This is a genomic window from Hymenobacter rigui (genome assembly GCF_003944715.1).
GTDB classification, from domain to species: Bacteria; Bacteroidota; Bacteroidia; order Cytophagales; family Hymenobacteraceae; genus Hymenobacter; species Hymenobacter rigui.
The window spans coordinates 255,430-280,190 of the sequence record NZ_RWIT01000004.1 but is presented as its reverse complement, the minus strand read 5'-3'; the positions used below and the strand labels follow the sequence as shown (position 1 = coordinate 280,190).

Below are 24,761 nucleotides of genomic sequence, written 5' to 3'. Positions count from 1 at the left end.
CCCTGCACCACCCGCAGCAAAAAGCCCGCCCCGGCTCTCCATCTTGAGAGAACCGGGGCGGGCTTTTTACCAGCCTTGGGTGTGCGGAAAACCCTACAGGTTTTTCATCCACGCCTCGCGCAAAGCCAGCTGGGCCGGCGTGGCGCTGGGGTTCTGACTGAACACGTAGCGCTTCACTTCCTCGGTGCTGCCCAGCTTCACGCGCAGGGTTTGCTCCTGGCCGTTGCGGACGATGGTGAGGGGCAGCTCGGAGCCAGGGGCGCGGCTGGCGGCGCGGCGCAGGCCGGCGTAGTCGTTACGCACGCCGTCCACGGCCACTAGCTGGTCGCCCACCTGCACGCCGGCCTCGGCCAGGGGGCCGCCTACGCGGGTGAAGTACACGCCCGCTTCGCGCGGGGCCAGCCCGATGGCACCCAGCGAGGCAATCTGCTTGCCGGTGCGCTGAATGGGCTGATAGCTCACGCCTACTTTGGCGTAGTACTCGGCCAGGGGCAGCGGCTCGGCATTCTGCACGTAGCGCTTGAAGAAGTCGCCGATTTCGGGGTACGTCAGCTTGGTGAAGTCTTCGAAGAAGGTTTTCTCGCTGAAGGGCTTGTTGGGGCCGTACTGCTTGGCCAGCTGCAGCAGCACGTCGCGCAGGCCGCGTTTGCCGCCGCTCAGCTCCAGCAGGCGCAAATCGAGCAGACCGGCCGTGAGGGCCCCGCGCTGGTAGATGTTGCCGTACTGGCGCTGGCCCTCATCCGAAAACGAGTTCAGGCCCAGACGACTGAGGCTGTAGGTGGTATCGGCGCGGGTCCGGTCGTACTGCACTTTATCGTGCAGCATGCTCAGGTAGTCGTCCAGGGGCACCAGGCCGCCGCGCAGCTGCATCATGTGCGAGGCCCATTCGGTAGTGCCTTCGTAGAGCCACAGATGCTCGGAGCCGGTGGGCTGCACGAAGTTGAACTGCTCAATCACCTCGGAGTGGATGTTGAGCGGCGTCATCACGTGGAAAAACTCGTGGGCCGCAATATCCACCACCCCCTGCGCCGACTCAGGCGTGAGCGGCTGCTCGGGCAGCACGTACTCGGAGCTGTAGGAGTGTTCCCAGGCCCCGGCCGAGCGGTCGGCGAAGTGGTAGAGGAAGGCGTAGCGGTTCACCGGCAGCTGGCCCCCGAAGAAACTCTGGGCGGCCGTCAGCATCTTCTGCATATAGCCCAGCAGCGGCTCGGCCTGCACCTTATCGGTGGCCGAGTAGCAGTACAAGGCCACATCGGCATTGCCCAGCTTGGTGCTGGCCTCGGTGAGGCGGCCCAGCAGAATGGGCGAATCCACGGCGTGATCGTAGCTTTTCAGGTGGTAGTAGCCGTCCTTATCGGCCTGCAGCACCGAGCCGGCCTTCCAGCCGCTGGGATACTGCAGCTTCAGGCGCAGCGGGGCGGCCTGCAGGCCCTGGGGGTAGCCCAGCAGTGTCTGGCCGTTGAGCAGGGCGTGGTCCAGTTCCAGCGAGGAGCCGCACATGCGGTATATGTTGTGCTCCTTTACCGGGGTGTCCCAGGTTTCGGCAATGGTGTAGCGGATTTTGCGGGTTTTATCGGGCTGGCTGAGCTGCCACTGGTTGGTGTTCAGCTGCTTTACTTCCAGCGGCTTGCCTTTCTCATCGAAGGCCTGGAAGTTGCTCACGAAGCGGCCCATGTCCATCACCTGGTAGGTGCCGGGTGCGGTGGCCGCAAACTGGTAGATGGCCTGGTCTTTCTTGAGTTTGGGCAGCTCCAGCTTCACCTGAAAGGCGTTGCTGTTGGTGGCCGGGTCCATGCTCACGGTGTAGGTCAGCTCCTTGGGGCCTTTAGCCAGGGCCGGCGCGGCCAGGCCCAGCAAAGCGGCCAAAGCAGCCGAACGGAAAATCGGGTTCATGCAGGATGTAACGGGTGAAAAGTGCGCTAACAGACGCGGCCCGGCCCCAACCGTTGCGTTGAAACCGGGCCGCGCAGCCCGCAAAGATTACCCGATTTTAAGAAGCGGCTACGGCAGCTTCATCCGGAACAGGCGGAATGGGTACTCCACCCGGTCCTGGCCGTTGTTCCACTTGGGCGTGCGCTCAATCTGGGCGGCGGTGAGGTAGAGGTAGCCGCCCGGGCCGAGGCCAAACGAATCGGGCCAGAGCAGGCGCGCATCCTGCACCACGGTTTCCAGGCGGCCGGCGGGCGTTACGCGGCGCACGGCGTGGCCCGGCGAGTCGGTGAGGTACACGTTGCCGGCGGCATCGGCCAGCATACCGTGCGAGATGCCCACCTCTCCTATTTCCTCCACCTGTGCGGCCACCTGGGCCGGGCTGAGGCTGGCGTCGCGCAGGGCTTCGGTGGCAATGCGGTAGAGCTTGGTCTGGTTGATGGCGCGGTAGTAGAGGTAGCGGAAATCGTGGGTGAGGGCAATGCCGTTCACGTTGCTGCTGAAGGGCTTGCCGTTCTTATCCTTCACTTCCTTGCCATCAATCCGCAGCACGAAGCCCGGGGCGGCCAGCACCGACTTATGGCCCTGCAGCACCAACCGGCTGCGGCCGGTGCGCAAATCCAGCACCACCAGCGCCGCCAGCTTGGGGTCGGAGAGGTAGGCGACCTGCTGCTCGGTATCCACGCGCACGTCGTTGAGGCCCGACCGTTCCCGGGGCAGGTCCTCGAACCGGTAAATCCGCTCAACTTTATTAGTCGCCAGGTTGATATGCACCAGCTTCACGCCTTCCTTCAGGGGCGCTTCGTCGTCGGGGTTGGCGGGGTCCAGTACCCACAGGTGGTCGTTGCGGTCCACGAATAAAGCCTGCACGTTTACCCAGCGGCTGGCGGCTTTCGTGGAATCCCACTGGTTCCACAGGGCATCGGGGAAGGGCCGGCGCTGCCCGTCCACGATTTCCGCCAGCCCGAAATCGTAATCTTTCGGCTTCTTGGGGAAGGTGACGAAAATGCGGTTCTGCTGCGACACGGCCACCCCGATGGGCTGGTGGCGGCCAAACTCGGCCACCGGCTCCAGGGTGGAAAGCGGCCGTACGGATTGGGCGGAAGCGGCGGATGCAGTCATAAGCAAAGCGAGAGGCAGCAGCAGTACACGGGCGAAGGGCATGGCAAACGGCGCGGGGATGGAAGCCGGCGGCAAGTCGTTCGTACGCGGCCCTTCCGCCGGAAGTTGGCCCCAGCGGCATAACCCCCAAGCCCGCCCCTCGGTACACCCCAGACAGACTCCGCCCATTTTCTCCTCCCCGCTTATGCGTTTCTCCGTGCTTACCGCCGCCCTGCTGCTGCCCCTGCTGGCTCCGGCGCAGGCCCCGCGCTTCACCACCATCGGCCGCGTAGTAGCGCAGGTGCCAGCCTTTAACCAGCTCATTGCCCCCGGCACGCCCATCGAAGTGGTGGCCTCGGGCCTGAGCCACGCCGAAGGTCCACTGTGGGTGCCCGATAGCACCATGCTGCTGTTTTCCGATTCGCCCACCCGCACGATTTACCGCTGGTCGGAGCGCAATGGGCTCAGCAAATTCCTGGAAAGCAGCGGTTTTAGCGGCCGGATGCCCTACGGCAAAGAGCCCGGCACCAACGGCCTGGCGCTGGATGCGCAGGGTAACCTGCTGCTGGCCGAGCACGGCGACCGGCGCGTGGCCCTGCTGCCCCTCGGCCAGCCCGGCGGCAAGCGCACCCTCACCGATGCCTTCGCGGGTCGCCGCTACAACAGCCCCAACGACGTGGTAGCGCATCCCAGCGGCAGCATATACTTCTCCGATCCACCCTTTGGCCTGCCCCAGCAGGCCCAGAGCCCTTTGCGCGAGCAGCCCGGCAACTACGTGTACCGCCGCCGCCCCGATGGCCGCGTCAGCCCGGAAATCACCGACCTGACGCTGCCCAACGGCCTGGCCCTGTCGGCTGATGGCCGCCAGCTGTTCGTCTCGCAGTCTGATTCGCTGCGGCCCGTACTGATGGCGTACCCGGTGCGCGGCAACGGCAAGCTGGGCGCTGGCCAGGTGTTTTTCGATATGCGGCCCCTCCCCCGCCGGCCCAAGGAAGTACCCGACGGCCTGAAGCTGGACCGCGCCGGCAACGTGTGGGCTTCGGGCCACGGCGGCGTGGTGGTCATTTCGCCCCAGGGCCAGCACCTGGGCACCATCGACGTGGGCGAGGTCGTATCCAACTGCGCGTGGGGCGACGATGGGCGCACCCTCTACTTCACGGCCGGCTCGCTGGTATGCCGCGTGAAAACGCTGGTGCAGGGCACCACCGGCGGCCGGTAAGCCTCACTCGCCCAGGCGGGCCAGCAGCTCCTCCACCTGCCGCTCCAGCCGCGTCACCCGGTCCTCGATGCGCGACGGGGGCCGCAGGTGGGTGGTAAATACGGCCTTCACTTCCCAGATTTCCAGGGCCTGGTCGAGGGCGAATTCCTGGGCCCCGTAGTCGGGGTTGTCGGCGCGTAGTTTGAGCACCGTGGCCGACAGCCGCTCGGCCAGCCGGCGCACCAGCAGGCCCCGCTGCGTGAGGAACGCGTAAATGCGGCCAGGGCGCAGGCTGCCGCCCGCCGCCCGATCAACGCGGCAGCACAATACCACATCCTGGTGGCGCAGGCCCTGCTGCTGGTGCTGCATTTCGGCCCCCACAATCTCGAAGGCGCGGGTGGTGGGGCCCAGCTCGTGCGGAAACGTGAGCGGCGGCAGCGCGTCGATGAAAGCGGTGTTGTGGTGCTGCACGATGTACTCGAGCAGGCGGTCGGCGGGCACGAAGGGCGTGAGCTGGGCCAGGCGGTCGGCGGCGGCAGCAGCGGCAGCAGCGGCCGGGGTGGCGGGTACTTCGGTAGTCGGTTCCTGCCGAAAAATATCGAAGTGGTAGAGCTCGTTCACCGTCAGTTCTTTTGTCAGTAGCAAGTCTACCGACAAGCCAAAATGCTGAGCAATCTGAATCAGCGTTTCCATTTTGGGCTCCGACCGGCCTTCCTCGTAGGCCCCCACACTGGGTCGGGCCAACCCAAACAGCTCCGCAAAAGCCGCCTGACTCAGCTTCTTGACGGTTCTTATCTTCCGGATGTTCTTTCCAACGAACGACATGGGCAGAAAAAAATATTCGCTCAAAGTTTGAGCACATCTCAAACTTTGAGTACACTTGCAGCGTAAAGCTACCACAATACCGGTGACGGGTTCCAACCACTCGCTATTTTTTTGAGCCACCAGCGGATTCTTCTGCTTCCGCCGCCGTTTGGGCCGCCCGCCTGCGTACCTTCCGGCCTCCCTCTACCCGCCATATTCTCCCTGCCCGATGAGCAACCCCTACTTCGCCAAAGTTCAGACCTACCTGCTGGAGCTGGAATTTGAGATTCAGCACCAGGACGAGGCCACCAACCTGCTGGTGGTGAGCAAGCCGGAGCTGGGCATCGACCATCTGGTGCTGGGATGCGGCGAGCCGCTGCTGATTCTGGAGCAGTATCTGCTGGAGCTGCCCGCCCCCAATTGCGACATCTACCAGCGCCTGCTGCAGAAAAACCGGGACATCATTCACGGGGCCTTCGTGCTGGATGACACGGGCCGCCGGGTGATTTTCCGCGATACGCTGCAGCTGGAGCACCTTGACCGGCCCGAGCTGGAGGCCGTGTTCAACTCCCTGGCTTTGCTGCTGAGCGAATTCAGCGACGAGCTGATTGCGTTTTCGAAAGGCTCCCTGAGCTGACGGGCCAGCCGCTACGGTTGGTGCCCGGGCATTCTCCGATTTTTCATCATCACGCTTCAACTGCCATGAATCTCTTCAACCGCATCTTCAAAATCGGTCAGGCGGAAGCCCATTCGGCCGTCAATCAGCTCGAAGACCCAATCAAAATGACCGAGCAGGGCCTGCGCGACCTGCGCCAGGACTTGGACAAGGCCCTGCACGCGCTGGCCGAGGTGAAGGCCCAGGCCATCCGGAGCCGCAACGAAGCCGAAACGGAGCGGGGCCGGGCGCTGGAATACGAAAACAAAGCCGTGCTGCTGCTCCAGAAAGCCCACCGGCAAGAGCTGGCTACGGCCGAAGCCGACCGGCTGGCCACCGAGGCGCTGCTGAAGAAAACCCAGCACGAAGCTCAGGCCGCCCGCGCCGCGCAGGATCAGCAGACGTTTGAAGCCTCGGCCCAGCAGCTCGACCAGAACGTGCAGCAGCTCAAAAGCACCATTTCGCAGTGGGATAATGAGCTGAAGACGCTGAAAGCCCGCGTGACGGTGAGCACGGCCACCAAAACCATCAACCAGCAGCTGGCCCAGCTGGATTCGTCGGGCACGGTGGCCCTGCTGGAGCGCATGAAGGAGAAAGTGGCCGCCGAGGAAGCCTTGGCCGAATCGTACGGGCAGATTGCCCAGGAAAGCCGCACCATCGACCAGGAAATCGACAAGGCCCTGGGCCAGGACGGCAGCGGCCAGGCTTCGGCTGATTTGCAGGCCCTCAAGGCCCGGCTGGGACTGAGCTAACCGCCTCTCCCAGCTATTCTCTGGCAACATTATTCTCTATCGAATACCATGAATACCCACGAAAAACGCCCCTTATACCTGGGTTTTGCCCTGTTGCTCTGTAGCGTTGTGGCCCGGGTGCAGCACTACGATTTGCAGGGGCTGACACCCATTATGCCCTTTGGCTGGGTGCTCATCGTGGTGGCATACCAGCGGTACAGCAAGCGGCTGGAGCGGCGCAACGCCGAGCTGGAACAGCAGCTTCAACCGTCCCTGCCAACGGCTACACCTGCCCAGGGCCGATAAGTCAACTGAGTGATTTTTGGCCACCCATGCTCCCTTCCGGCCTATGACCGAACTTCTACACGCCGCGGTTTCGCCACCCAACCTGCTGGCCACGGGCCTGCTGGTGTTCGTGCTGTTGTACTGGCTGACCGTTATCTTGGGCCTGCTTGATTTCAAGACCCTGGACATCCAGACCAGCCACGACTTCGATGCCCCGCACCACGCGCACCTGGATACTGATGCTTCTCACGCGGGCGTGAGCTGGCTCAACCACGCGCTGGCGTTTTTCAACCTGGGCCGGGTACCGCTGATGGTGTTTTTGAGCTTCGTGGCCCTGCCGCTGTGGGTGGGCAGCATTCTGCTCAATTACTACCTCGGCAACGAATCCTGGCTGCTGGGGCTGGGGCTGCTGGTGCCCCTGCTCATTGGCAGTCTGCTGCTGGCTAAGGTGCTCACGCTGCCCTTCGTGCACCTGTTTGCTGCCATGGAGCGCAACCACGACGAGGGCGCGCAGCCGCTGGGCAAGGTGTGTACCGTGCTGCTGCCCGCCACCCACGAGCGGCTGGGCCAGGCCAGTGTGCAGCTGCGCAGCGGCGCCCCGCTCATGCTCAACGTGCGGGCCGCTTCGGCCGCTACCGAGTTGAAAAAAGGCGATACCGCCCTGATTATCGACTACGATGCCGCCCGCCGCTGCTACCTTGTGGAGCCCTATGACGCCCTCTGAACTACCTCCCTCCCCCGGCCGCCGGCCGCCGCGCTACTGGCTGCTAGAAGTCATTCTGGAGTTGCTGGTAGTCATCCTCGAAATTCTGGCTGCTTAGCACTTTTCTCTCTTCGCCCATCTTCTCTCCCGATTTGCCTCTACTCCTACTCCTTACATCCATGTTAGAACAACTTTCCCTGGTGGTGATTGTCGTCATTGCCATCCTGATTCTGGGCTTTCTTGCCATTGTGGCCCGCATGTACCAGAAAGCGGTGCAGGGTGAAGCCCTGGTGCGTACCGGCCTGGGCGACACGAAGGTGTCGTTCAGCGGCATCTTTGTGGTGCCCATTCTGCACAAGTTGGAGGTGATGGACATCAAGCTTAAAACCATCGTCATTGCCCGGGCCGGCTCCGAGGGGCTGGTGTGCAAAGACAACCTGCGGGCCGATGTGAAGGTGAACTTCTTCGTGCGGGTGAACAAGACCGAGCAGGATGTCATCAACGTGGCCCAGAGCATCGGGGCGCACCGCGCCTCCGACCCGGCCGCGCTGGAAAGCCTGTTCGACGCCAAGTTTTCGGAAGCCCTCAAAACGGTGGGCAAGCACTTCGACTTCATTGAACTCTACAACTCCCGCGAGCAGTTCAAGCAGGAAATCCTGCGCATCATCGGCACCGACCTCAACGGCTACGTGCTCGACGACTGCGCCATCGACTACCTGGAGCAAACCCCGCTCACGGCCCTCAACCAAGACAACATTCTCGACGCCGAAGGCATCAAGAAGATTATTGCCCTCACCTCGGAGCAGAAAATCCAGGCCAACTCCATTCAGCGGGAGCAGCAGAAAACCATCAAGAAGCAGGACGTAGAGGCGCAGGAAACCATTCTGCAGCTGGAAAAGCAGCTGATTGAAAACCAGGAAAAGCAGAAGCGCGAAGTGGCCAACATCAAGGCCCGCGAAATGGCCGAAACCGAGAAAGTGCAGCAGGAAGAACGCCTGAAGGGCGAAAAGGCCCGCATTGCCACCGAGGAGGAAGTCCGCATTGCCGAGCAGAACCGGGACCGGCAGGTGCTGGTGGCCGAGCGCAACAAGCAGCGCACCGACGCCGTGGAAACGGAGCGCGTAGCCCAGGCCAAGGCTCTGGAAGCCAACGAGCGGGAGCGGATTGTGGCCCTGGCCCAGATTGAGAAGGAAAAGGCCCTGGAAGAGGAGCGCAAGAACATCCAGACCATCATCCGGGAGCGGGTGGTGGTGGAGAAGGCCACCGTGCAAGAGGAGGAGCGCATCAAGGACACCCGCGCCCAGGCCCAGGCCGACCGGGAGAAGCTGGTGGCCATTACGGCCGCCAAGCAGCAGGCCGAGGCCGCCACGGTGGCCCTGGTAGGCAACGCCGACATGGAGAAGCAGGCCGCCGAGTTCCGTGCCAAGCAGGCCCTCATCGACGCCGAAGCCGAGAAGGCCGCGTCGGAGTTCCGCGCCCAGGCCATCCGCACCCTGGCCGAGGCTGAGGCCAGCAAGGCTGCGGCCGTGGGCCTGGCCGAGGCCCAAGTGATGCAGGCCAAAGCCACCGCCCGCCAGAAGGAAGGCGAAACCGAGGCCACCGTGCTCCAGCTCACCGCCACCGCCGAAGCCCAGGCCATTCAGGCCAAAGCCGCCGCGCAGGCCGAAGCCGACGAGAAGCTGGGGGTGGTAGCGGCCAAAGTAAACCGCGAAAAAGGCCTCGCCGACGCCGACATCATTCAGGCCAAAGCCGACGCCGACCAGAAGAAGGGGCTGGCCGAAGCGGCCGTGTCGGAGCAGAAGTTTGCGGTGGAAGCCAAGGGCATCGAAGCCAAGGCCGATGCCATGAAGAAGCTCGACGGCGTGGGCAAAGACCACGAGGAATTCAAGCTGCGCCTCGACAAGGAGAAGTCGGTGGAGCTTGCCCAGATCAACATTCAGAAGGACATTGCCGCCTCGCAGGCCGAGGTGATTGGCGAGGCCCTGAAAGCCGCCAAAATCGACATCGTGGGCGGCGAAACCATGTTCTTCGACCAGATTATCGGCTCCATCACCAAGGGCAAAATGATTGACCGTGCGGTGCATAACTCCGAAGTGCTGGGCACCGTGAAGGACGCCTTCTTCAGCCCCGACGGCGGCGGCGACTTCAAAGCCAACCTGCGCCGCTTCGTGGACCAGTTTGGCCTGAGCTCGGAGGAAATGAAAAACCTGAGCGTGTCGGCCCTGCTGCTGAAGATGATGAACCAGGCCGGCGACGACGCCACCCGCGCCACCATCACGCAGTTGGCGAGTACAGCCGCGGCGCTGGGCATCGGGGATAAGCCGGCCCGGATGCTGGAGCTGAAGTAACACCAACTATCCTTTAAGCTAGTGCTAGAAAACTAGCTCCCCTCCTCAGATGAGGAGGGGTTGGGGGTGGTTGACCAATCGTAGAACAGCAATTGGAAACTAGCTTTAATAATCGTTCTAGTGTTCAACCACCCCTAACCCCTCCTCATCTGAGGAGGGGAGTTGGATTTTAGCTCTAGTCATTTATGCACTATGACCGGTACTAACCACATTCACAACCTAGGCTATCAGAAATCTACCCGCCGCACTTTGCGCAGCAACCTCACTCCGGCCGAAGCCTTGCTTTGGAAAGCGCTTCAGCGCAGCCAGCTAGCCGGTCGCAAGTTTCGGCGCCAGCACGGCATCGGGCCGTACATCGTGGATTTCTATTGTCCGGCTGAAAAGCTGGTGGTAGAACTAGACGGAGCGGGACACTTCACGGCGAGTGGTGAGGCGCAGGATCAGGAGCGGGATGCTTACCTGGGCAGCTTGGGCCTGAAAGTGCTGCGGTTTGAGAATAAGTTGGTAATGCAATATATCGAGAGTGTATTGGCGGCCATTGAAGCTGCTTTTCAGCATACGGTTCACTCGTCATCAACCACCCCTAGCCCCTCCTCATCTGAGGAGGGGAACTAGTTTCTAGTTTTAGCCCTGGCTGACGTTGGGGCTGTGTTTATGGAACAAGCTACCCAACTCGAAACCGGCACCTACGGAATCCTGCGCAACCGCCTGCTCAAAAGCAGCACCGACCTGCGCCAGCGCCTCGACCAGCTCAACGCGGAGCGTAAGCAGGTGTTTGGGGCCGTGGATACGCGCCTCATTGGCACCGGCCGCATCAGCACCGAAAACAACTGCGTGGCCTGGGACATGGTGCCGGTGGGCCAGCGGTTCATTTTCGGCTACAACGTGGTGCTGGGGCTGAAGGCCGAGCCCGATCTGGCTGACGTGTTTGGGGTGTACGAGTACGCCGCGCACGACTTCCGGCCGCTGGGCCTGGAGCTGCTGCAGCATCCGCAGTTTCTGGAAGAGTTTCGCAACCTGTACCGCTACTACAAGAACACTCAGTTCGTGAAGTTCGCCGTCATTGGCGTGCACCTGTTCATGGTGTTTCGGGTGGGTAAGAGTGCGTCGGATGTGAAGACGTTTAAGTGGCTCATCCAGGGCGAAACGCTGACCTACCTCGACAACCGCTCCGACCACGAGTACACCTTCCCGCCCCAGCACGAGTTCCAGTGGAAGCGCGCCACCCGCGACATGCAGCGCGGCGGCAAGCACCCCCACATCAGCATCGAGGACAAGGTGTTCGTGGAAACCGTGGGCGGCGACCTGACCATCAAAGTTGAGGACAACACCACCTCCGGCCAGGGCATTCTGAGCGAGCCGGTGGACGACAAGGACCAGACCCTGGACGACTCAGAAATCTACTACGCGGTAGTCGGTAACCTGATTCTACTGAAAATCCGGCCTTACCAGGAGCAGCAGTACCGCTACTTCATCTTCAACCACCGGCTCAAAACCGCCCAGCGCCTCGACGCCCTGGCCGATGCCTGCGTGCTGCTGCCCGACGGCCAGGGCCTTATCTTTCCGCACGGCTTCTACCTGCAAACCGGCGACAACAAGCTCTTCGACAACGGCCTGCGCGAGATGCTGTTCGAGAAGCGCGTGGTGTCGCCGAACGGGGAGGATTTCCTGTACGTGTTCTTCAACAAGGACCACGGCACCTACCTGCTGCTGAGCTACAACCGCATTGCCCAGCGCGTGGACAACCCCATTGTGTGCCACGGCTATGCGCTGTTTGAGAACGGGGAGCTGTGCTACTTCCGGGCCGACGACGAGCCCAAGAAGCATCACGCCGTGCAGATCTGGCAGACGCCCTACACCGCCCCCGATTTCCAGCTGCCCGTCACGTCCGATTCCTACCTCTACAAGCTGGGTAACAAGGAGATTGTACGGGCCATGAGCGAGGTGCAGGAAGTGCTGACCCTCGCCGGCAAGGACGACAGCTACGCCGGCCTCTACCTCGACCTGATCCGCCAGACCACTGCCCTCACCGACGCCTACCACTGGCTGCGCGAACCAGCGGCCCAGGCCCTAGCCGAGCCCCTGGCCGAAATCCGGCAGACGGCCACGGCGGCCGTGGAGGAGTTTGAGAAGGTGCAGAGCCTGCGCAAGAACACGGCCCAGCAAACGGCCGCCGTGTTCCAGAAAGCCGACGAGCTGACCGGCCGCATCCGCCGCTCGGCGCCCGATACCGTCACGGAATTTGTGCAGCTGCTGGGCGAGCTGCGCGGGGTGCGGGGCGAGGTCATTTCGCTGAAGGAGCTGCGCTATGTGGAACTGCCGGCCGTGGAAAAGCACGCCCAGGACCTGGAGGCGCTCAGCAAGGAGGTGGCGCTGCAAACCGTGGACTTCCTGCTCCGGCCCGATGCCCTCCTGCCCTATTCCCAGCGCGTGCAGGCCATTGCCGACGGCGTAGAGCAGGTGCAGAAAACCATCGAAGCCGACCAGCGCGAGCAGGAAACCGCCGCCGTGGCCCAGGAGCTGGAGCTGCTGATTGAGGTGGTGAGCAACCTACCCATCCCCGACCCCACCCAGACCACGGCCATCATCGACAACATCTCGACGGTGTACGCCCGCTTCAACCAGATTCGGGCGGCCCTGAAGCGGCGGCGGCAGGCCCTGGCCGGCACCGAGGCCCAGGCTGAATTCACGGCCCAGCTCAAGCTACTGGAACAGGCCCTCACCAACTACCTCGACCTAGCCGACACCCCCGCCAAGTGCGACGAGTACCTGACCAAGCTCATGGTGCAGCTGGAAGAACTGGAAGGCAAGTTCCCCGACTTCGACCAGTTCATCGAGCAGCTCACCACCCGCCGCGAGCAGGTGGTGGAAGCCTTCGAGTCGAAGAAAACCGCCCTGGTGGCCGCCCGCAACCAGCGCGCCACCGCCCTGCTGCAAAGCGCGGAGCGGCTGCTGAAAGCGGTGCAGAGCCGCGTCAGCCGGCTGGAATCGGTGGCCGACATCAACGGCTACTTTGCCGCCGATGTGATGGTGGAAAAGGTGCGCCAGACCGCCCAGGACCTGCTCAGCCTCGGCGACTCGGTGAAGGCCGATGACGTGCAGAGCCGCCTGAAAACCCTGCGCGAAAACGCCGTGCGCCAGCTCCGCGACCGAGCCGACCTGTTCGCCGACGGCGGCCAGACCCTGCGCTTCGGCACACACACCTTCACCGTGAACACCCAACCGCTGGAGCTGACCGTGGTGCTGCGCGACGGCGACCTGCACTACCACCTCACCGGCACCAACTTCTTCCAGAAAATAACCGACCCCGCCCTGCTGGCCTCCCGGCCCGTCTGGGAGCAAACCGTGGTATCAGAAAACCAGGACGTGTACCGGGCCGAGTTTCTGGCCTGGCGCATACTGCAGGCCGCTCAGCACCCCGCCCCCGCCAACCCCGAGGCCGGCCGCCCCGCCGTGCTTTCGGTGCCCGAGCTGGGCCACCTGAGCCCCGCCGAGCTGCTCAGTTACGTGCAGCAATTCATGGCCGCGCGCTACCAGGAAGGCTACCTCAAAGGCGTGCACGACCACGACGCCGCCCTGCTGCTCACGGCCCTGGTGCGCCTCACCCGCACCGCCGACCTGCTCCGCTACCCGGCCGATACCCGCGCCGCCGCCGCCCTCTACTGGCTGCGCTTCGCCGACCCCGACCAGCGCGCCCACTGGGAGCGGCAGCTCCAGGGCATCGGCGTGCTCCTGCAGGTCTTCCCCGATTCCCAGGAGTTCGACCAGCTGAAAGCCGAGCTGCAAGCCGCCGTCGAAACCTTCGCCACCCAAACCGGCCTTTTCACGCCAGAACAGGTGCAGGAAGCCGGCGACTACCTGTTCCACGAGCTGACCCACACCGGCTCCTTCATCATCTCCCAGGAAGCCGCCGACCTGCACCAGCAGTTCCAGAAGCAGCTGCAGGACCGCCACGCCACCGACCTATTCCAGCAGTCCATCGACCAGCTCCAGGACCAGCCCGTAGCGCAGTTCCAGCTGGTGCGCCAGTGGGTGCAGGCGGCGCACCCCGCCCCCCAGCCCCACCCTCGCTTGATGCGCGACATCCTCCGGGAGAGGGGGAGCCTCGCGTCAGCAAGTGCTAGCGCCCCTAATCAAGAACAAAATTCATCTAACGAAAATCGTCAGGCTCCCCCTCTCCCGGAGGATGTCGCGCATCAAGCGAGGGTGGGGCCGGGGGGTGAGGCAACCGAGGTAGCCGTCCTCCTCCTCACCCACACCTTCGACCCCGCCCGCGTCGTCCACACGCCCACCACCGAAACCCTCGAAGGCTTCCAGGGCACCCACCCGCGCATCACCACGAACAACGAAAACCAAACAACGAAAAACGAATACCACCTCAACTTCCCCGAGTTCCGCCGCCGCCTGCTGCACTACGACCGCGCCACCATGGCCCAGTTCGAGCAGTTTCAGGAGACGAAAAAGCAGCTGCTGGCTCGGGCCGCCGAGGACATGCGCCTGGAAGACTTCCGGCCCCGCGTACTCACGTCATTCGTGCGCAATCAGCTGATTGACAAAGTGTACCTACCCATCATCGGGGCCAACCTGGCCAAGCAGATCGGGACGGCCGGCGAGGGCAAGCGCACCGACCTGATGGGGCTGCTGCTGCTCATCTCCCCGCCCGGCTACGGCAAAACCACTCTTATGGAGTACGTGGCCAACCGCCTGGGCCTCATCTTCATGAAAATCAACGGCCCGGCCATCGGGCACGCCGTGACTAGCGTCGACCCCGCCCAGGCCCCCAACGCCGGGGCGCGGCAGGAGCTGGAGAAGCTGAACCTGGCCTTCGAGATGGGCGACAACGTGATGATTTACGTGGACGACATCCAGCACTGCCACCCCGAGTTTCTGCAGAAGTTCATCTCGCTCTGCGACGCCCAGCGCAAGATTGAGGGCGTGTACGAGGGCCACGCCCGCACCTACGACTTCCGCGGCCGCAAGGTGGCGGTGGTGATGGCCGGCAACCCCTACACTGAAAGCGGTGACGTATTCCAGCTGCCCGACATGCTGGCCAACCGCGCCGACATCTACAACCTTGGCGACATCCTCACGGCCGGCTCCGAAGACGCCTTCCGTCTCTCCTACCTCGAAAACGCCCTCACTAGCAACACGGCCCTGGCCCGCCTCGCCACCCAGAGCCCCCAGGACGTCCCCGCCCTCATCCGCCTCGCCGAAACCGGCCAGCAGGACGGCCTCAGCTTCGAGGGCAACCACTCGCCCGAAGAGCTGAACGAGTACGTGGCGGTGCTGCAAAAGCTGCTGCGCCTGCGCGATGTGGTGGCCCGCGTGAATACGGCCTACATTGCCAGCGCCGCCCAGGCCGACACCTACCGCACCGAGCCCCCATTTAAGCTGCAGGGCTCCTACCGCAACATGAACAAGCTGGCCGAGAAAGTCCGCCCCGTGATGAACGACCAGGAAATAACGGACCTACTGGCCGCCCACTACGAAAGCGAGGCCCAAACCCTGACCAGCGCCACCGAAGCCAACCTGCTCAAGCTGCGCGAGCTGCTGGGCTGGCTCACCCCCGCCGAGCAGGCCCGCTGGCAGGAAATCAAAGCCACCTTCCGCGACAACCTCCGCAACTCCGGCGCCGGCCAGCTCCTGCAGATGCTCGATAAGCTGGAAAGCATTGCCGGCGGGCTGAGTGGGATTCGTGAAGCGTTGAAGCGGGAATAATGTTAGCTTAGCTAAACGTCCTACACTTTTATAAACATCATCAGCTAAGCTCAATGGCTTCAAATCGATTTAAGGTAGATGCTAAAATAGCAGGGTTATTAGGCGAGAATTATCGTTCATCAGAACACGCCCTTCGTGAATTGGTAGATAACTCATGGGACGCTGATTCAAAGAATGTCTGGATTTCTCTACCACCCTTCCTAACGCCAATTACTGATGATTTCAAAATCATCTTCATGGACGACGGCACAGGAATGACTCCTGAAGAAGTAAGGAGTGAATACATGACTATTGCTCGTAATCGTCGTGAGCGAAAAGGGGATAATACGTCTAATGGAAGACTTGTAAAAGGCCGTAAAGGTATTGGGAAATTTGCCGGCCTATTCGTTGGTTCCACAATGCGTTTAGAAACAGTAGCAAGAGGTAAGAAAACCATTCTGACTATTGAAAAAGAAGAGCTATCAAAAGCTAAAAGGGATATCGAAGACATTGATTTACCTATAGAAGAAATCAACTGCAATGAAGAAGACGGGACAACTATTACTATATATAATATAAATCAAAATTTATTATACCCAAATCCTGAAAGATTAAAACTAATATTAATAATGGAATACGGTCGTCAGGACCATTTTAATATTTATGTAAATAATGAAAGACTCGATGTTACTGATGTCAAAGGACAATCATTTGAATACAAAGAAGTTTTAGCCGACCTAGGCCCAGTTAATTTAAGATTTGTAATCAGTGATACCAGTCACAAGTTACGACAGCCAGGTATTTCTATACGCGTTGGCGGGAAGGCTGTAGGAAAGCCTACTTTTTTTGATGTTGACAAGAACAATCCTGATATACCTGGAAAGCTTTTGAAAAGATTGTATGGCGAAGTAGAGGCTAATGATTTATTGAATTACGTAACAGCTGATTGGGGTACAGTAATTGAAAATAGCCATGCCTTTGTAGCTCTTCATGGGTTTGTTAGCGACAAAATAGAACATGCTATCAGAAATGAATTTAAGAATGAAATATCTCTAGCTAAAGCAAGAATACAAAAACAGGTACATATAGAACTACAGAAGTTACCTGAATACAAGAGAGAATATGCAAAAAAGGCATTAGATAAGGTAATAAATAACTTTTATACGCTCCCAGAAAACAAGCTAAGATCATTAATAAGTGTTGTTTTAGATACTATCGAGAAAGATGAATATTGGGAAGTCATAAAAGCACTTGATGAAGCTCAGCACGCCGATGTTTCAAGTTTTGCTGATGCACTAAATCTCTTCGGCTTAGTTGAAATGGCAATGATGTCTAAACAGACGGCATCTAGAATAAACTTCCTGTTAATGCTGCAAAAGCTAGTAAACGATCCTAAAACAGAAGAGAAAGAAATTCACAAAGCAATTGAGAACAATCTTTGGATTCTAGGTCCTGAGTACTCTATCATGGCTTCTAACGTTACATTAAAGACTGTAATAAAAAGAATTACAGGCAGGAACCAGTATAATGGCTCTCATTCTCAAAACCGCCCTGATCTTTTATTAACACAAAACGTTTTAGGACACTACCTTTTAATAGAATTTAAAAGACCTTCTCATACGTTAAGCAGAAATGATATCGCACAGGCAGCTGATTATAGGCAAGAAATAACGCCCTTTCTAACTGGCTCAGCTATTGACATTATAGTACTAGGTGGGAAGTCAAATATTAATTCTTTGTACAGCCATGGCGAGGGAATTAAAGTACTTACATTCAACGATGTAATTAGCAATGCCCATACATTACTAAACTGGCTCTTGTCTCAACTAAATCAAAATCCGTCCCCTTTAACACGAGTTTAGAACAGTGTTAAAGGAGACGGATTTTCGGCCTCCAGCATTTAAGGGCTCTATCCAGCCAACTTCTCTCACTCATGGGCAAACAGTACCCCGCTATCAGCGCCGACATCCAGGCGTTTATCGAGCAGCAACACATCTTCTTCGTGGGCACTGCCGCGGCCGATGGGCGCGTGAATATCTCGCCCAAGGGCCAGGATACCCTGCGCGTGCTCGATGCCAACCGGGTGGCCTGGCTGAACCTGACCGGCAGCGGCAACGAAACCGCCGCCCACCTGCTGGAAGTCAACCGCATTACGCTGATGTGGTGCGCTTTCGAGGGCAAGCCCAACATCCTGCGCCTCTACGGCACCGCCACCGTGTACCACCCCCGCGACGCGGAGTGGGCCGAGCTGCTGCCGCTGTTCCCGCCCCTGCCCGGCGCCCGGCAGGTTATTGTGGTCGACGTAGACCTGGTGCAAACCTCCTGCGGCATGGCCGTGCCGTTCTTCGAGTACCAGGCTGAGCGCAACGAGCTGAACCACTCTATGGATAAGCGCGGCCCCGAGCAGGTGGCGCAATACTGGCACACCCGCAACACCCGCAGCCTCGATGGCAAGCCCACCGGTATCCACTAGCGTAGCGCCGAAACCACAGCGCGGCTGGCTGCGCCGTCCCGCGCCGCTTGCACATGCATCACCAAACGGCCCCGTTCAATTCGCAGCATAGCTGCTCAAACGTACACCTCACTCGGCACAGCCGAGCGACTACATACGTTATCTAGTTCACCCGAATCCAGCGCAGCCGGAAGACGGCGTTGGTACCGCGCGAGTTGCGCACGTAGAAGCGAGTCAGGTTGTTGCTTAGGTGCTCGTAGCTGTGCGACACGTACTCGCCCCCGCCCCCGCCGGTCTGGTCCACCACCACCATCAGCGCGGGCTGATAGCCCAGGTTATGCTGCCAGTCGAAGGAGCCGGTGCTGCCGGCCGCGATGGTCAGCAGGTCCGAGTTGTAGGAATCCTGGCGCACCGAGCCGTTGACGTGCAGGCGGGCCTGGGGCGTAGCGGTGCCGATGCCCACGTTGCCGTTGTTGTCGATGCGCACCCCTGCGTTGGCGCCGTCGTTGCTGAGCCAGTGGCCGTTGAGGCGCAGGTTGAAGGCGGCAGCATGGTTGCCCAGGTTGTCGCCGGGCAGCGTCACGGTGCCGCCATCGCTCAGGCTCAGGGTGGTGCCCGCCAGGCTGAGCCGCTGGGTGAGGGCCGCAGTCGATTGCAGGGTACCGTCGGGGAAGCGCAGGCCGCCCTGGCTACTGTAGATGGTGCCGGCCACCTGCAGCTTTTCTAAGGGCAGGGTCGTGCCCACGCCCACGTTGCCGACGTAGGTGCTGGCGGGCAGCGGCACGCAGCTGAGCGTGGCCGCGAAGCCTTCCGCATTTGAGCTGGCGTCGGTGACGAAGTATAGCGTGAGGGCTCCCAGCACGTTGGTGGCCGTGAAGGTCTGGCCCTGACCGGTGGTGCCCGTCAGCGCGGCCAGCAGCGGGCTGCTGGTGCTGCCCCCGTCGTAGATGTACAGAAAATCATAGTTCTGCTCGATCTGCACCAGCGAGAACGTCAGGCTGACCCGGCCGGTCGCGGCGTCCGTCGGGCGCAGCACCAGGACGCCGTAATTGCCCGTGAGATAATCACTATTGGGGCCCGAGGCGTCGTACACGGTGCCGCTACAGCCAGTGACGGTGGTAGTCCCCGTGCCGGTCGGTATCAGAATAGTTTGGGCGCGCAGCGCCAGGGGCAGCAGCAGCCCCAGCAGCAGGAGGTACACGTGTTTCATAGCAGGCAGGCCAGGACAATGGACGGCCTAAAAGTAAAACCTCTTACCAATAGTACCAGCCGGAAATGGGCATTAGTCGCCGCGGCCGGATTTGCGGGCCGGCGCGCCCGCCCCTGGTAAGCGGGCCACCTGGGCTGGCAACGCGAGCCGGGCCGCGTGGTCGGCTTCGGCGCGGGCAGCACCGGCTCCGGCGGCCCGGCTTCCCGGCCACGGGAGTACCCATTCGCTTGGCACCCACTTATGCTCCGAAGGCAATACCTCCCCCCAATCTTCCACTTGACGACGCGCAATCGGGAAGTTGTCGAGGCGCAGCACGGGGCCGGTACTTTCCCACCCGCGCACCGCCTGGGGCAGCGCGTCAGCGGGCTGTACAATCTGCAGCGGCCCCGGGAACAGGTGCTGACTCGATGGTCCGGCCTGGGCAGTGCTGCCCGGCCTGCTAACGGACCTGGTCTGCAGCCATGGAACCCCGTGCACCTTGCCGGCTGATGCCGACTGCCACCGGCCGCGGAAAGCCCTTGCGAAGGCTCCACAACTGAGGGGGCCAAACACAGCACCCGTTTCGCCAGTAGTACCGGCTCCGCCCATGCCCACTGCCCGCCCCGCGGCCTTCACCGCTGCCAGCTGCAACTGAAAACCGGCGGCCTCATCCCGCCGACCGGCCGCCCCGCTCTGACCGCCCGAGCCGCCCGTAATCAGAGCCCGGCGGCCTTTTAGACGGCCCGAGCCCTTGTAGCTTTTTTCGCCGTGGTTGGGCAAGGGGGCCATCTTGCCGGCCAGGCCCAGCCAGGGCTGGCTCTGGCTCTTGAACAGGGGCTGCGGGTACCCGGTATTCGGATTCTGGAGCGGCTCAGCGGCAGCTGGTTCGGGTGCGGCTTCGGCTCCGAAAACCGGCGTCACGGCCGCGGCGGCCAGGGTAACGCCGAGGCCGCCCGGGGCTTAGCGGCGGCTCATAGTGGAGGGAATGTGTGGCATATACTTCGTGAAAGACAGCTTAAGGTTGTGCAGCTGCTTACGTAAGGAGCCACAACGAACATTGCTAGGGTTGGGCTTACCCGCAGCACAGAGCAGCGTGCTGAATCTTTTTTCGTCACCCGCCCCGATCAGAAATGCTGGGCTCCTAATTTCTACAAATCCCACAGTACCCCGCCATTGGTCGGCTGTGCCGTGAGCGTTCTGCCCCGGTCATAGCCAAACAACACCACTGGCTCCATCCAATTGGCAGCGCAGCTGCTCAGGCATATATGTTACTCGGCGCAACCGAGCAACGGCGCTGTCCCTGGCCGCGCCGTCGCTCGGTTTTCCGGCGGGAACCACTTTGGCCGCTGGCCTCACTCCCGGCAAAACCAGCCAGCCACGCCGGCCGGTTGCATGGTGGGCGCAAGGCACTGAGGCGGCAAACGGAACGCTTACCACAGCACCGAGGTTAAGAGGATGAAACGTACCCCGAGTACCCTGCTACTCCCTGCCAGCGGTACCGCTGCCGAGGTGTCCTCACGAAAAGCCGTAGGTTTACGTTTTCCCCCTTTTCATAGCCGAAGCGGTCTGGACTGCTCTAGCGCAGCCTTTCCCCTTCCGTTTATGCGTACCACGCTCAAATTTACCAACGTCGCCCGCTCGACGTTCTTTGCCACCGTTCGCCAACGGGCCGACGCGTATTTCACTAGTCAGCACCTTTCCCGCCATGCCAACGGGGCTATGTGGGGCAAGGCTATGTTCTTTCTCGGCAGCTTTGTGGCGTTGTATCTGCTGATCCTGTTTGGCTCGTTCAGCCCCCTGGTGATGCTGGGACTGGCCGGCCTGTTGGGAGCCTGCTGCGCTTTCATCGGGTTCAACATCTGCCACGATGCCCTACACAATGCCTTTTCCTCCAACCGGCGCGTAAACCGGGCGTTCAGCCTGTTGTTCAACCTGATTGGGGCCAACCCCTACGTGTGGACCATCACGCATAACGTGGTGCATCATACCTACACCAATATCCCGGGCCACGACGAGGATATAGAAGTAGCACCGGGGCTGGTGCGGCTGTCCACCGAGGATCCGCTGAAGCCGTGGCAGCGCTACCAGCGGTTCTATGCCTTTCCGCTGTATGGGCTGGCGTCGCTGTCGTGGGTGCTGCGCAAGGACTACGTGAAGTTTTTCCAGAGCAAAATCGGGGAACACCCCACTCCTTCCCATCCCCGCCGCGAGTACATCAACCTGTTTGCCTATAAGGCCCTGTACTACATCCTATTCATTGCTGTGCCGCTGCTGGTGCTGGATATTACCTGGTGGCAGTTTGTGCTGGGCTTCCTGACCCTGCACTTTGTGGAGGGGCTGGTGCTGGGTCTGGTGTTTCAGCTGGCCCACGTGGTGGAAGGCACCGCTTTTCCGCAGCCCAATGCCGGCGGCGACATGCAGGAGGCCTGGGCCGTTCATCAGTTGCGCACCACGGCTAATTTCGCTCCCCAAAGCAAACTAGCCAGCTTTTTGTGCGGGGGCCTTAACCGGCAGATTGAGCACCACTTGTTCCCGAACATCTGCCACGTGCACTATCCGGCGCTTTCCCGCATTGTGCGCGAAACGGCGCTGGAATTTGGCCTGCCCTACCTGGAAAATCCTTCCTTTGCCTCGGCCTTACGCTCCCATTACCGCATGCTGCACAAGCTAGGGCAACCTGCCTGCTAAGCGCCTCCTCCAGAGCCTCGCAAACCTCTGCATGCCCGGGCCCGGCCTCTCACGAGAAGCCGGGCCCGGGCATGCAGGAATAAACTAGACTTGTGCCGGCTGATTACTTCTTCAGCGGGTCATGCCCCCAGTTCATGAGGGAATAGCGCCAGCGGGAGGTTTCTACGTCCTTCTTGTCGTGGGGGCCCTGAGCTAGGTGGCGGCTGATGTAGCTGTGCACTTTATGCATGTGCTCCTCGTCGGCGGCGGTGAGGTCGGCTTTTTTCTTGTGCAGGATGCGCACAATCTTCTCGCCCGAGTGGTGCCCCACGCTGCTGCCGTCGCCGCTGTCCTGCCCTACGGATTTCGATTCGTCCGTTTTCAGCCATTTCTCCAGCTCGGAGGCGGTCATGTTCACGTCCTTTTTGAAGGCGGCCTGGATATCGTCGGGAGTTGTTTTGGCGGTGGTCATGGTAACTGGAGGCTTAAGGTGGATGGTTGGGAAAAAACGTACCCCGGCCGCGGGAGGTTACCCGTTTAGCCAGAATCCCGCTACTGCCGGGCTTAGGCTCCGTATCTTGCGGCCGCGCTTCGTTCCTGTATCTATGCCACACACCCTTATCAACTCCTTCGGCAAGCCCTATCTCATCACCGAATGGGATGAAGCCAACCAGTGGCTGTACAACCGCTGGATGGGCCTGCTCAGTACCGAAAACGTGATTCAGGGTGCCGTGGAGGGCTTGAACCTCATGCAGCAAACAGGGGCCACCGCCATCCTCAACGACAACCGCGAGGTAACCGGCTCCTGGAACCAGGCCAACGAATACCTGGCCCAAGAGTGGATGCCGCGGGCCGTGGCGCTGGGTCTGCGACGGTTTGCCCACGTGCTGGCCCCCGGCATCTTCGCCCAGATGTCGGCCGAGCAGCTGCATGTGCACGTCGGCTCGCAGTTTGAGATGCAGCTGTTCAACGACCTGGATACGGCCCGGCAGTGGCTGCAGGCAGCCCGGTTAGCCACCTCCGCCTGAACACGACTCGGGAGCTGGTAGTTTTAGCAGTATGTCTGACATTGATGTACTCATTATCGGTGCCGGGGCTGCCGGGCTGCTGGCCGCCCGCAACCTGGCCCAGGCCGGTCGACGCGTGCTGGTGCTGGAAGCCCGGCCCTACGCCGGCGGCCGCATCCAGACGCTGACCGCCGAAGCCGGCTTCAGCGCCCCCACGGAGGCCGGGGCCGAATTCCTGCACGGCGACGTGCCCCTCACCCGCGAGCTGCTGACTGCCTACGATATTGGCTGGCACGACACTGCGGGCACCACCTACGAGGTAACGGCCGGCCAGGCCGCCGTAGCCGAGTCGTTCCTCGACGACATGCCGCTGCTGCTGGAGCGCCTGCAGCAACTTTCCCACGACCTGCCCCTGGCCGATTTTTTGGTCCAGTATTTTCCCGGCGACGAGTACCAGCTCCTGCGCGAACAGGTAACGCGCTTCGCCGAAGGCTACGACGCCGCCGATGCCCGCCGCGCCAGCTCCTTTGCCCTCCGCGACGAATGGAGCGGCAACGGTGCCGAAGACTCCCCCCGGCCCCTAGGCGGCTACGCGGGGTTGATACAGGGACTGACGCAAGAGCTGCAGGCCGCCGGCGCACAGCTGAAACTTGGCGCGCAGGTAACCCGCATTGAGTGGCAGCCCGGGCAGGTAACCGTCAGGTGCCAGGATAGGCAGGTATTCCACGCGTCTCAGCTGCTTCTCACGGTCCCGCTGGGCGTGTGGCAAGCCCCGGCAGGCCAGCCCGGTCACTTCTTCCTGGAACCTGAGCTACCCGAGCACCGCACTGCCGCCCAACAGCTGGGTTTCGGCCCGGTTATCAAGTATCTGCTGGAGTTCGATGCCCCCATCTGGGAGCAGCCTTCCGCCGACATAAAGCAAGCCCTACCGGATATGGGCTTTCTGTTCTCGGATGCTGCCGTGCCTACCTGGTGGAGCCAGCAACCCGGCTCCCGGCCCTTGCTCACGGGCTGGGTAGCCGGTTCGGCCGCTGCTCACCGCCAGCACCTCTCCCTTTCCGAGTTACTGACCGAAGCGCTGGACTCGTTGGCCTACCTGCTCCAGAGCACACCAGCCCATCTGCGGCAGCACCTGAAGGCGCACCGCATCCTCAACTGGGCCACCGACCCAGTAGCGCTGGGAGCCTACTCCTACCCAACCATCAACGCAGCTGCATTCCGAGCTACGCTTTCGGCTCCGGTTGCTGACACGCTGTTCGTGGCCGGCGAAGGAGTATACAACGGTCTGTATTCGGGTACAGTGGAAGCCGCTCTGGTAACCGGAGCAACAGCAGCTCAGCAAATGCTACAGCTTTCTGCCCCATAGGCATAAACAACAGCCGGCCCACTCTGCTGGGAGAGTGGGCCGGCTGTGTGCGTTACTGCGGTAATCCGCTTAACGATGCTCGTAGCGGTGCTGAGCTTCCCAACGGGCTTTTTCGGCGGGCGTTACGCGGTGCTTTTTATCAAAACCGTAGTTGAAGTCCCGGTCGTTACGGTCGTTGCGACGGTCGTAGTCGGAGCGCCGGTCATCGTCGCGCCCGTCGTTGCGGTGCTGGGCTTCCCAGCGGGCCTTTTCGGCGGGCGTTACGCGGTGTTTCTTATTGAAGCCGTAGTTGAAGTCCCGGTTGTTACGGTCGTCATACTTGTTGTATTCGCGGCGGTACCGGTCATCGTCGCGGTGGTCAGGAGCAGGAGCTGCCAGCGCAGCGGTAGAAGCCAAGAGTCCAAAGGCAGCGGCAAGAGAAAGCAGGGAGGTTTTCATGATGATGCAGGGAAAGAAAGTGGAAGAAAATAGCCGTTTGCTGCGTAGCAGAGGCTTTCTGTTTTAGTTAAGCGCTTGTATTCCCACTTGCAAGCCTGGTACCGAACCACTGCCAACCCGGCCAACACCCTGGCTTTACTCTTCCGGATCCGCACTTTATCCTACCAACCCCGGGTATTCCTCCGCCGAAA

At 61.1% G+C, this 24,761-nt stretch carries 20 protein-coding genes; 13 read left to right on the top strand and 7 right to left on the bottom strand.

Annotated features, from left to right (window positions below):
* Positions 1-93: 93 nt before the first annotated feature.
* The gene (locus EI291_RS10285) at positions 94-1,893 is read right to left on the bottom strand and encodes a M61 family metallopeptidase (RefSeq protein WP_125419728.1); all 1,800 of its coding nucleotides are present in this window, start codon (positions 1,891-1,893) and stop codon (positions 94-96) included.
* 108 nt (positions 1,894-2,001) lie between these two features.
* Positions 2,002-3,051: an SMP-30/gluconolactonase/LRE family protein gene (locus tag EI291_RS10280; protein WP_240635483.1), complete on the bottom strand. Its 1,050-nt coding sequence runs from the start codon at positions 3,049-3,051 to the stop codon at positions 2,002-2,004.
* A gap of 184 nt (positions 3,052-3,235) precedes the next feature.
* Here EI291_RS10280 and EI291_RS10275 point away from each other — a divergent pair, with 184 nt between their 5' ends.
* On the top strand, positions 3,236-4,249 hold the full coding sequence (locus tag EI291_RS10275; RefSeq protein WP_125419726.1) for an SMP-30/gluconolactonase/LRE family protein: 1,014 nt from the start codon (positions 3,236-3,238) through the stop codon (positions 4,247-4,249).
* A 3-nt stretch (positions 4,250-4,252) separates the two neighbouring features.
* On the opposite strand, the gene EI291_RS10270 is transcribed toward EI291_RS10275, so the two are convergent.
* Complete coding sequence (locus EI291_RS10270; protein WP_125419725.1) at positions 4,253-5,053, bottom strand: XRE family transcriptional regulator; 801 nt, start codon at positions 5,051-5,053, stop codon at positions 4,253-4,255.
* Between the two features lie 208 nt (positions 5,054-5,261).
* On the opposite strand from EI291_RS10270, the gene EI291_RS10265 reads away from it, so the two are divergent.
* From EI291_RS10265 to EI291_RS10225, 9 genes are all read left to right on the top strand, one after another.
* Positions 5,262-5,669: a YbjN domain-containing protein gene (locus tag EI291_RS10265; protein WP_125419724.1), complete on the top strand. Its 408-nt coding sequence runs from the start codon at positions 5,262-5,264 to the stop codon at positions 5,667-5,669.
* Positions 5,670-5,734: 65 nt separating this feature from the next.
* Positions 5,735-6,439, top strand: a complete 705-nt coding sequence (locus tag EI291_RS10260) for a PspA/IM30 family protein (RefSeq protein WP_125419723.1) — start codon at positions 5,735-5,737, stop codon at positions 6,437-6,439.
* Between the two features lie 48 nt (positions 6,440-6,487).
* Positions 6,488-6,724, top strand: a complete 237-nt coding sequence (locus tag EI291_RS10255) for a hypothetical protein (RefSeq protein WP_125419722.1) — start codon at positions 6,488-6,490, stop codon at positions 6,722-6,724.
* A 43-nt stretch (positions 6,725-6,767) separates the two neighbouring features.
* Complete coding sequence (locus EI291_RS10250; protein WP_125419721.1) at positions 6,768-7,427, top strand: hypothetical protein; 660 nt, start codon at positions 6,768-6,770, stop codon at positions 7,425-7,427.
* Positions 7,428-7,585: 158 nt separating this feature from the next.
* Positions 7,586-9,754 carry a flotillin family protein gene (locus EI291_RS10245; RefSeq protein ID WP_240635482.1) on the top strand — a complete coding sequence of 723 codons (2,169 nt, stop codon included), beginning with the start codon at positions 7,586-7,588 and terminating at the stop codon, positions 9,752-9,754.
* 192 nt (positions 9,755-9,946) lie between these two features.
* Positions 9,947-10,369, top strand: coding sequence for an endonuclease domain-containing protein (locus EI291_RS10240; RefSeq protein ID WP_125419720.1), 423 nt, complete (start codon positions 9,947-9,949; stop codon positions 10,367-10,369).
* Between the two features lie 39 nt (positions 10,370-10,408).
* Positions 10,409-15,472, top strand: a complete 5,064-nt coding sequence (locus EI291_RS10235; protein WP_125419719.1) for a DNA repair ATPase — start codon at positions 10,409-10,411, stop codon at positions 15,470-15,472.
* A gap of 53 nt (positions 15,473-15,525) precedes the next feature.
* The gene (locus tag EI291_RS10230; protein WP_125419718.1) at positions 15,526-17,313 is read left to right on the top strand and encodes a Shedu anti-phage system protein SduA domain-containing protein; all 1,788 of its coding nucleotides are present in this window, start codon (positions 15,526-15,528) and stop codon (positions 17,311-17,313) included.
* Positions 17,314-17,384: 71 nt separating this feature from the next.
* The gene (locus EI291_RS10225) at positions 17,385-17,924 is read left to right on the top strand and encodes a pyridoxamine 5'-phosphate oxidase family protein (RefSeq protein ID WP_125419717.1); all 540 of its coding nucleotides are present in this window, start codon (positions 17,385-17,387) and stop codon (positions 17,922-17,924) included.
* 142 nt (positions 17,925-18,066) lie between these two features.
* On the opposite strand, the gene EI291_RS10220 is transcribed toward EI291_RS10225, so the two are convergent.
* Positions 18,067-19,113 carry a CUB domain-containing protein gene (locus tag EI291_RS10220; protein ID WP_125419716.1) on the bottom strand — a complete coding sequence of 349 codons (1,047 nt, stop codon included), beginning with the start codon at positions 19,111-19,113 and terminating at the stop codon, positions 18,067-18,069.
* A gap of 72 nt (positions 19,114-19,185) precedes the next feature.
* Positions 19,186-20,013, bottom strand: coding sequence for a hypothetical protein (locus tag EI291_RS23415; RefSeq protein WP_125419715.1), 828 nt, complete (start codon positions 20,011-20,013; stop codon positions 19,186-19,188).
* Between the two features lie 681 nt (positions 20,014-20,694).
* On the opposite strand from EI291_RS23415, the gene EI291_RS10210 reads away from it, so the two are divergent.
* Positions 20,695-21,780, top strand: coding sequence for a fatty acid desaturase family protein (locus EI291_RS10210; RefSeq protein ID WP_125419714.1), 1,086 nt, complete (start codon positions 20,695-20,697; stop codon positions 21,778-21,780).
* A gap of 103 nt (positions 21,781-21,883) precedes the next feature.
* Here EI291_RS10210 and EI291_RS10205 read toward each other — a convergent pair whose 3' ends face one another.
* The gene (locus EI291_RS10205) at positions 21,884-22,231 is read right to left on the bottom strand and encodes a DUF3140 domain-containing protein (protein WP_125419713.1); all 348 of its coding nucleotides are present in this window, start codon (positions 22,229-22,231) and stop codon (positions 21,884-21,886) included.
* A gap of 133 nt (positions 22,232-22,364) precedes the next feature.
* Here EI291_RS10205 and EI291_RS10200 point away from each other — a divergent pair, with 133 nt between their 5' ends.
* Both EI291_RS10200 and EI291_RS10195 read left to right on the top strand, forming a co-directional pair.
* Positions 22,365-22,787 (top strand): STAS/SEC14 domain-containing protein, encoded by a 423-nt coding sequence (locus EI291_RS10200; RefSeq protein WP_125419712.1) that lies wholly within the window; start codon positions 22,365-22,367, stop codon positions 22,785-22,787.
* 31 nt (positions 22,788-22,818) lie between these two features.
* On the top strand, positions 22,819-24,132 hold the full coding sequence (locus tag EI291_RS10195) for a flavin monoamine oxidase family protein (protein WP_125419711.1): 1,314 nt from the start codon (positions 22,819-22,821) through the stop codon (positions 24,130-24,132).
* Between the two features lie 69 nt (positions 24,133-24,201).
* Here EI291_RS10195 and EI291_RS10190 read toward each other — a convergent pair whose 3' ends face one another.
* Entirely contained in the window at positions 24,202-24,570 is a 369-nt protein-coding gene (locus EI291_RS10190) for a hypothetical protein (RefSeq protein ID WP_125419710.1), read from the bottom strand.
* Positions 24,571-24,761 lie beyond the last annotated feature (191 nt).

What these genes read in the sequence shown, in the direction of transcription:
- EI291_RS10285 (WP_125419728.1), bottom strand. Translation starts at nt 1,893, where the DNA reads ATGAACCCGATTTTCCGTTCGGCTGCTTTGGCCGCTTTGCTGGGCCTG.
- EI291_RS10280 (WP_240635483.1), bottom strand. Translation starts at nt 3,051, where the DNA reads ATGACTGCATCCGCCGCTTCCGCCCAATCCGTACGGCCGCTTTCCACC.
- EI291_RS10275 (WP_125419726.1), top strand. Translation starts at nt 3,236, where the DNA reads ATGCGTTTCTCCGTGCTTACCGCCGCCCTGCTGCTGCCCCTGCTGGCT.
- EI291_RS10270 (WP_125419725.1), bottom strand. Translation starts at nt 5,053, where the DNA reads ATGTCGTTCGTTGGAAAGAACATCCGGAAGATAAGAACCGTCAAGAAG.
- EI291_RS10265 (WP_125419724.1), top strand. Translation starts at nt 5,262, where the DNA reads ATGAGCAACCCCTACTTCGCCAAAGTTCAGACCTACCTGCTGGAGCTG.
- EI291_RS10260 (WP_125419723.1), top strand. Translation starts at nt 5,735, where the DNA reads ATGAATCTCTTCAACCGCATCTTCAAAATCGGTCAGGCGGAAGCCCAT.
- EI291_RS10255 (WP_125419722.1), top strand. Translation starts at nt 6,488, where the DNA reads ATGAATACCCACGAAAAACGCCCCTTATACCTGGGTTTTGCCCTGTTG.
- EI291_RS10250 (WP_125419721.1), top strand. Translation starts at nt 6,768, where the DNA reads ATGACCGAACTTCTACACGCCGCGGTTTCGCCACCCAACCTGCTGGCC.
- EI291_RS10245 (WP_240635482.1), top strand. Translation starts at nt 7,586, where the DNA reads ATGTTAGAACAACTTTCCCTGGTGGTGATTGTCGTCATTGCCATCCTG.
- EI291_RS10240 (WP_125419720.1), top strand. Translation starts at nt 9,947, where the DNA reads ATGACCGGTACTAACCACATTCACAACCTAGGCTATCAGAAATCTACC.
- EI291_RS10235 (WP_125419719.1), top strand. Translation starts at nt 10,409, where the DNA reads ATGGAACAAGCTACCCAACTCGAAACCGGCACCTACGGAATCCTGCGC.
- EI291_RS10230 (WP_125419718.1), top strand. Translation starts at nt 15,526, where the DNA reads ATGGCTTCAAATCGATTTAAGGTAGATGCTAAAATAGCAGGGTTATTA.
- EI291_RS10225 (WP_125419717.1), top strand. Translation starts at nt 17,385, where the DNA reads ATGGGCAAACAGTACCCCGCTATCAGCGCCGACATCCAGGCGTTTATC.
- EI291_RS10220 (WP_125419716.1), bottom strand. Translation starts at nt 19,113, where the DNA reads ATGAAACACGTGTACCTCCTGCTGCTGGGGCTGCTGCTGCCCCTGGCG.
- EI291_RS10210 (WP_125419714.1), top strand. Translation starts at nt 20,695, where the DNA reads ATGCGTACCACGCTCAAATTTACCAACGTCGCCCGCTCGACGTTCTTT.
- EI291_RS10205 (WP_125419713.1), bottom strand. Translation starts at nt 22,231, where the DNA reads ATGACCACCGCCAAAACAACTCCCGACGATATCCAGGCCGCCTTCAAA.
- EI291_RS10200 (WP_125419712.1), top strand. Translation starts at nt 22,365, where the DNA reads ATGCCACACACCCTTATCAACTCCTTCGGCAAGCCCTATCTCATCACC.
- EI291_RS10195 (WP_125419711.1), top strand. Translation starts at nt 22,819, where the DNA reads ATGTCTGACATTGATGTACTCATTATCGGTGCCGGGGCTGCCGGGCTG.
- EI291_RS10190 (WP_125419710.1), bottom strand. Translation starts at nt 24,570, where the DNA reads ATGAAAACCTCCCTGCTTTCTCTTGCCGCTGCCTTTGGACTCTTGGCT.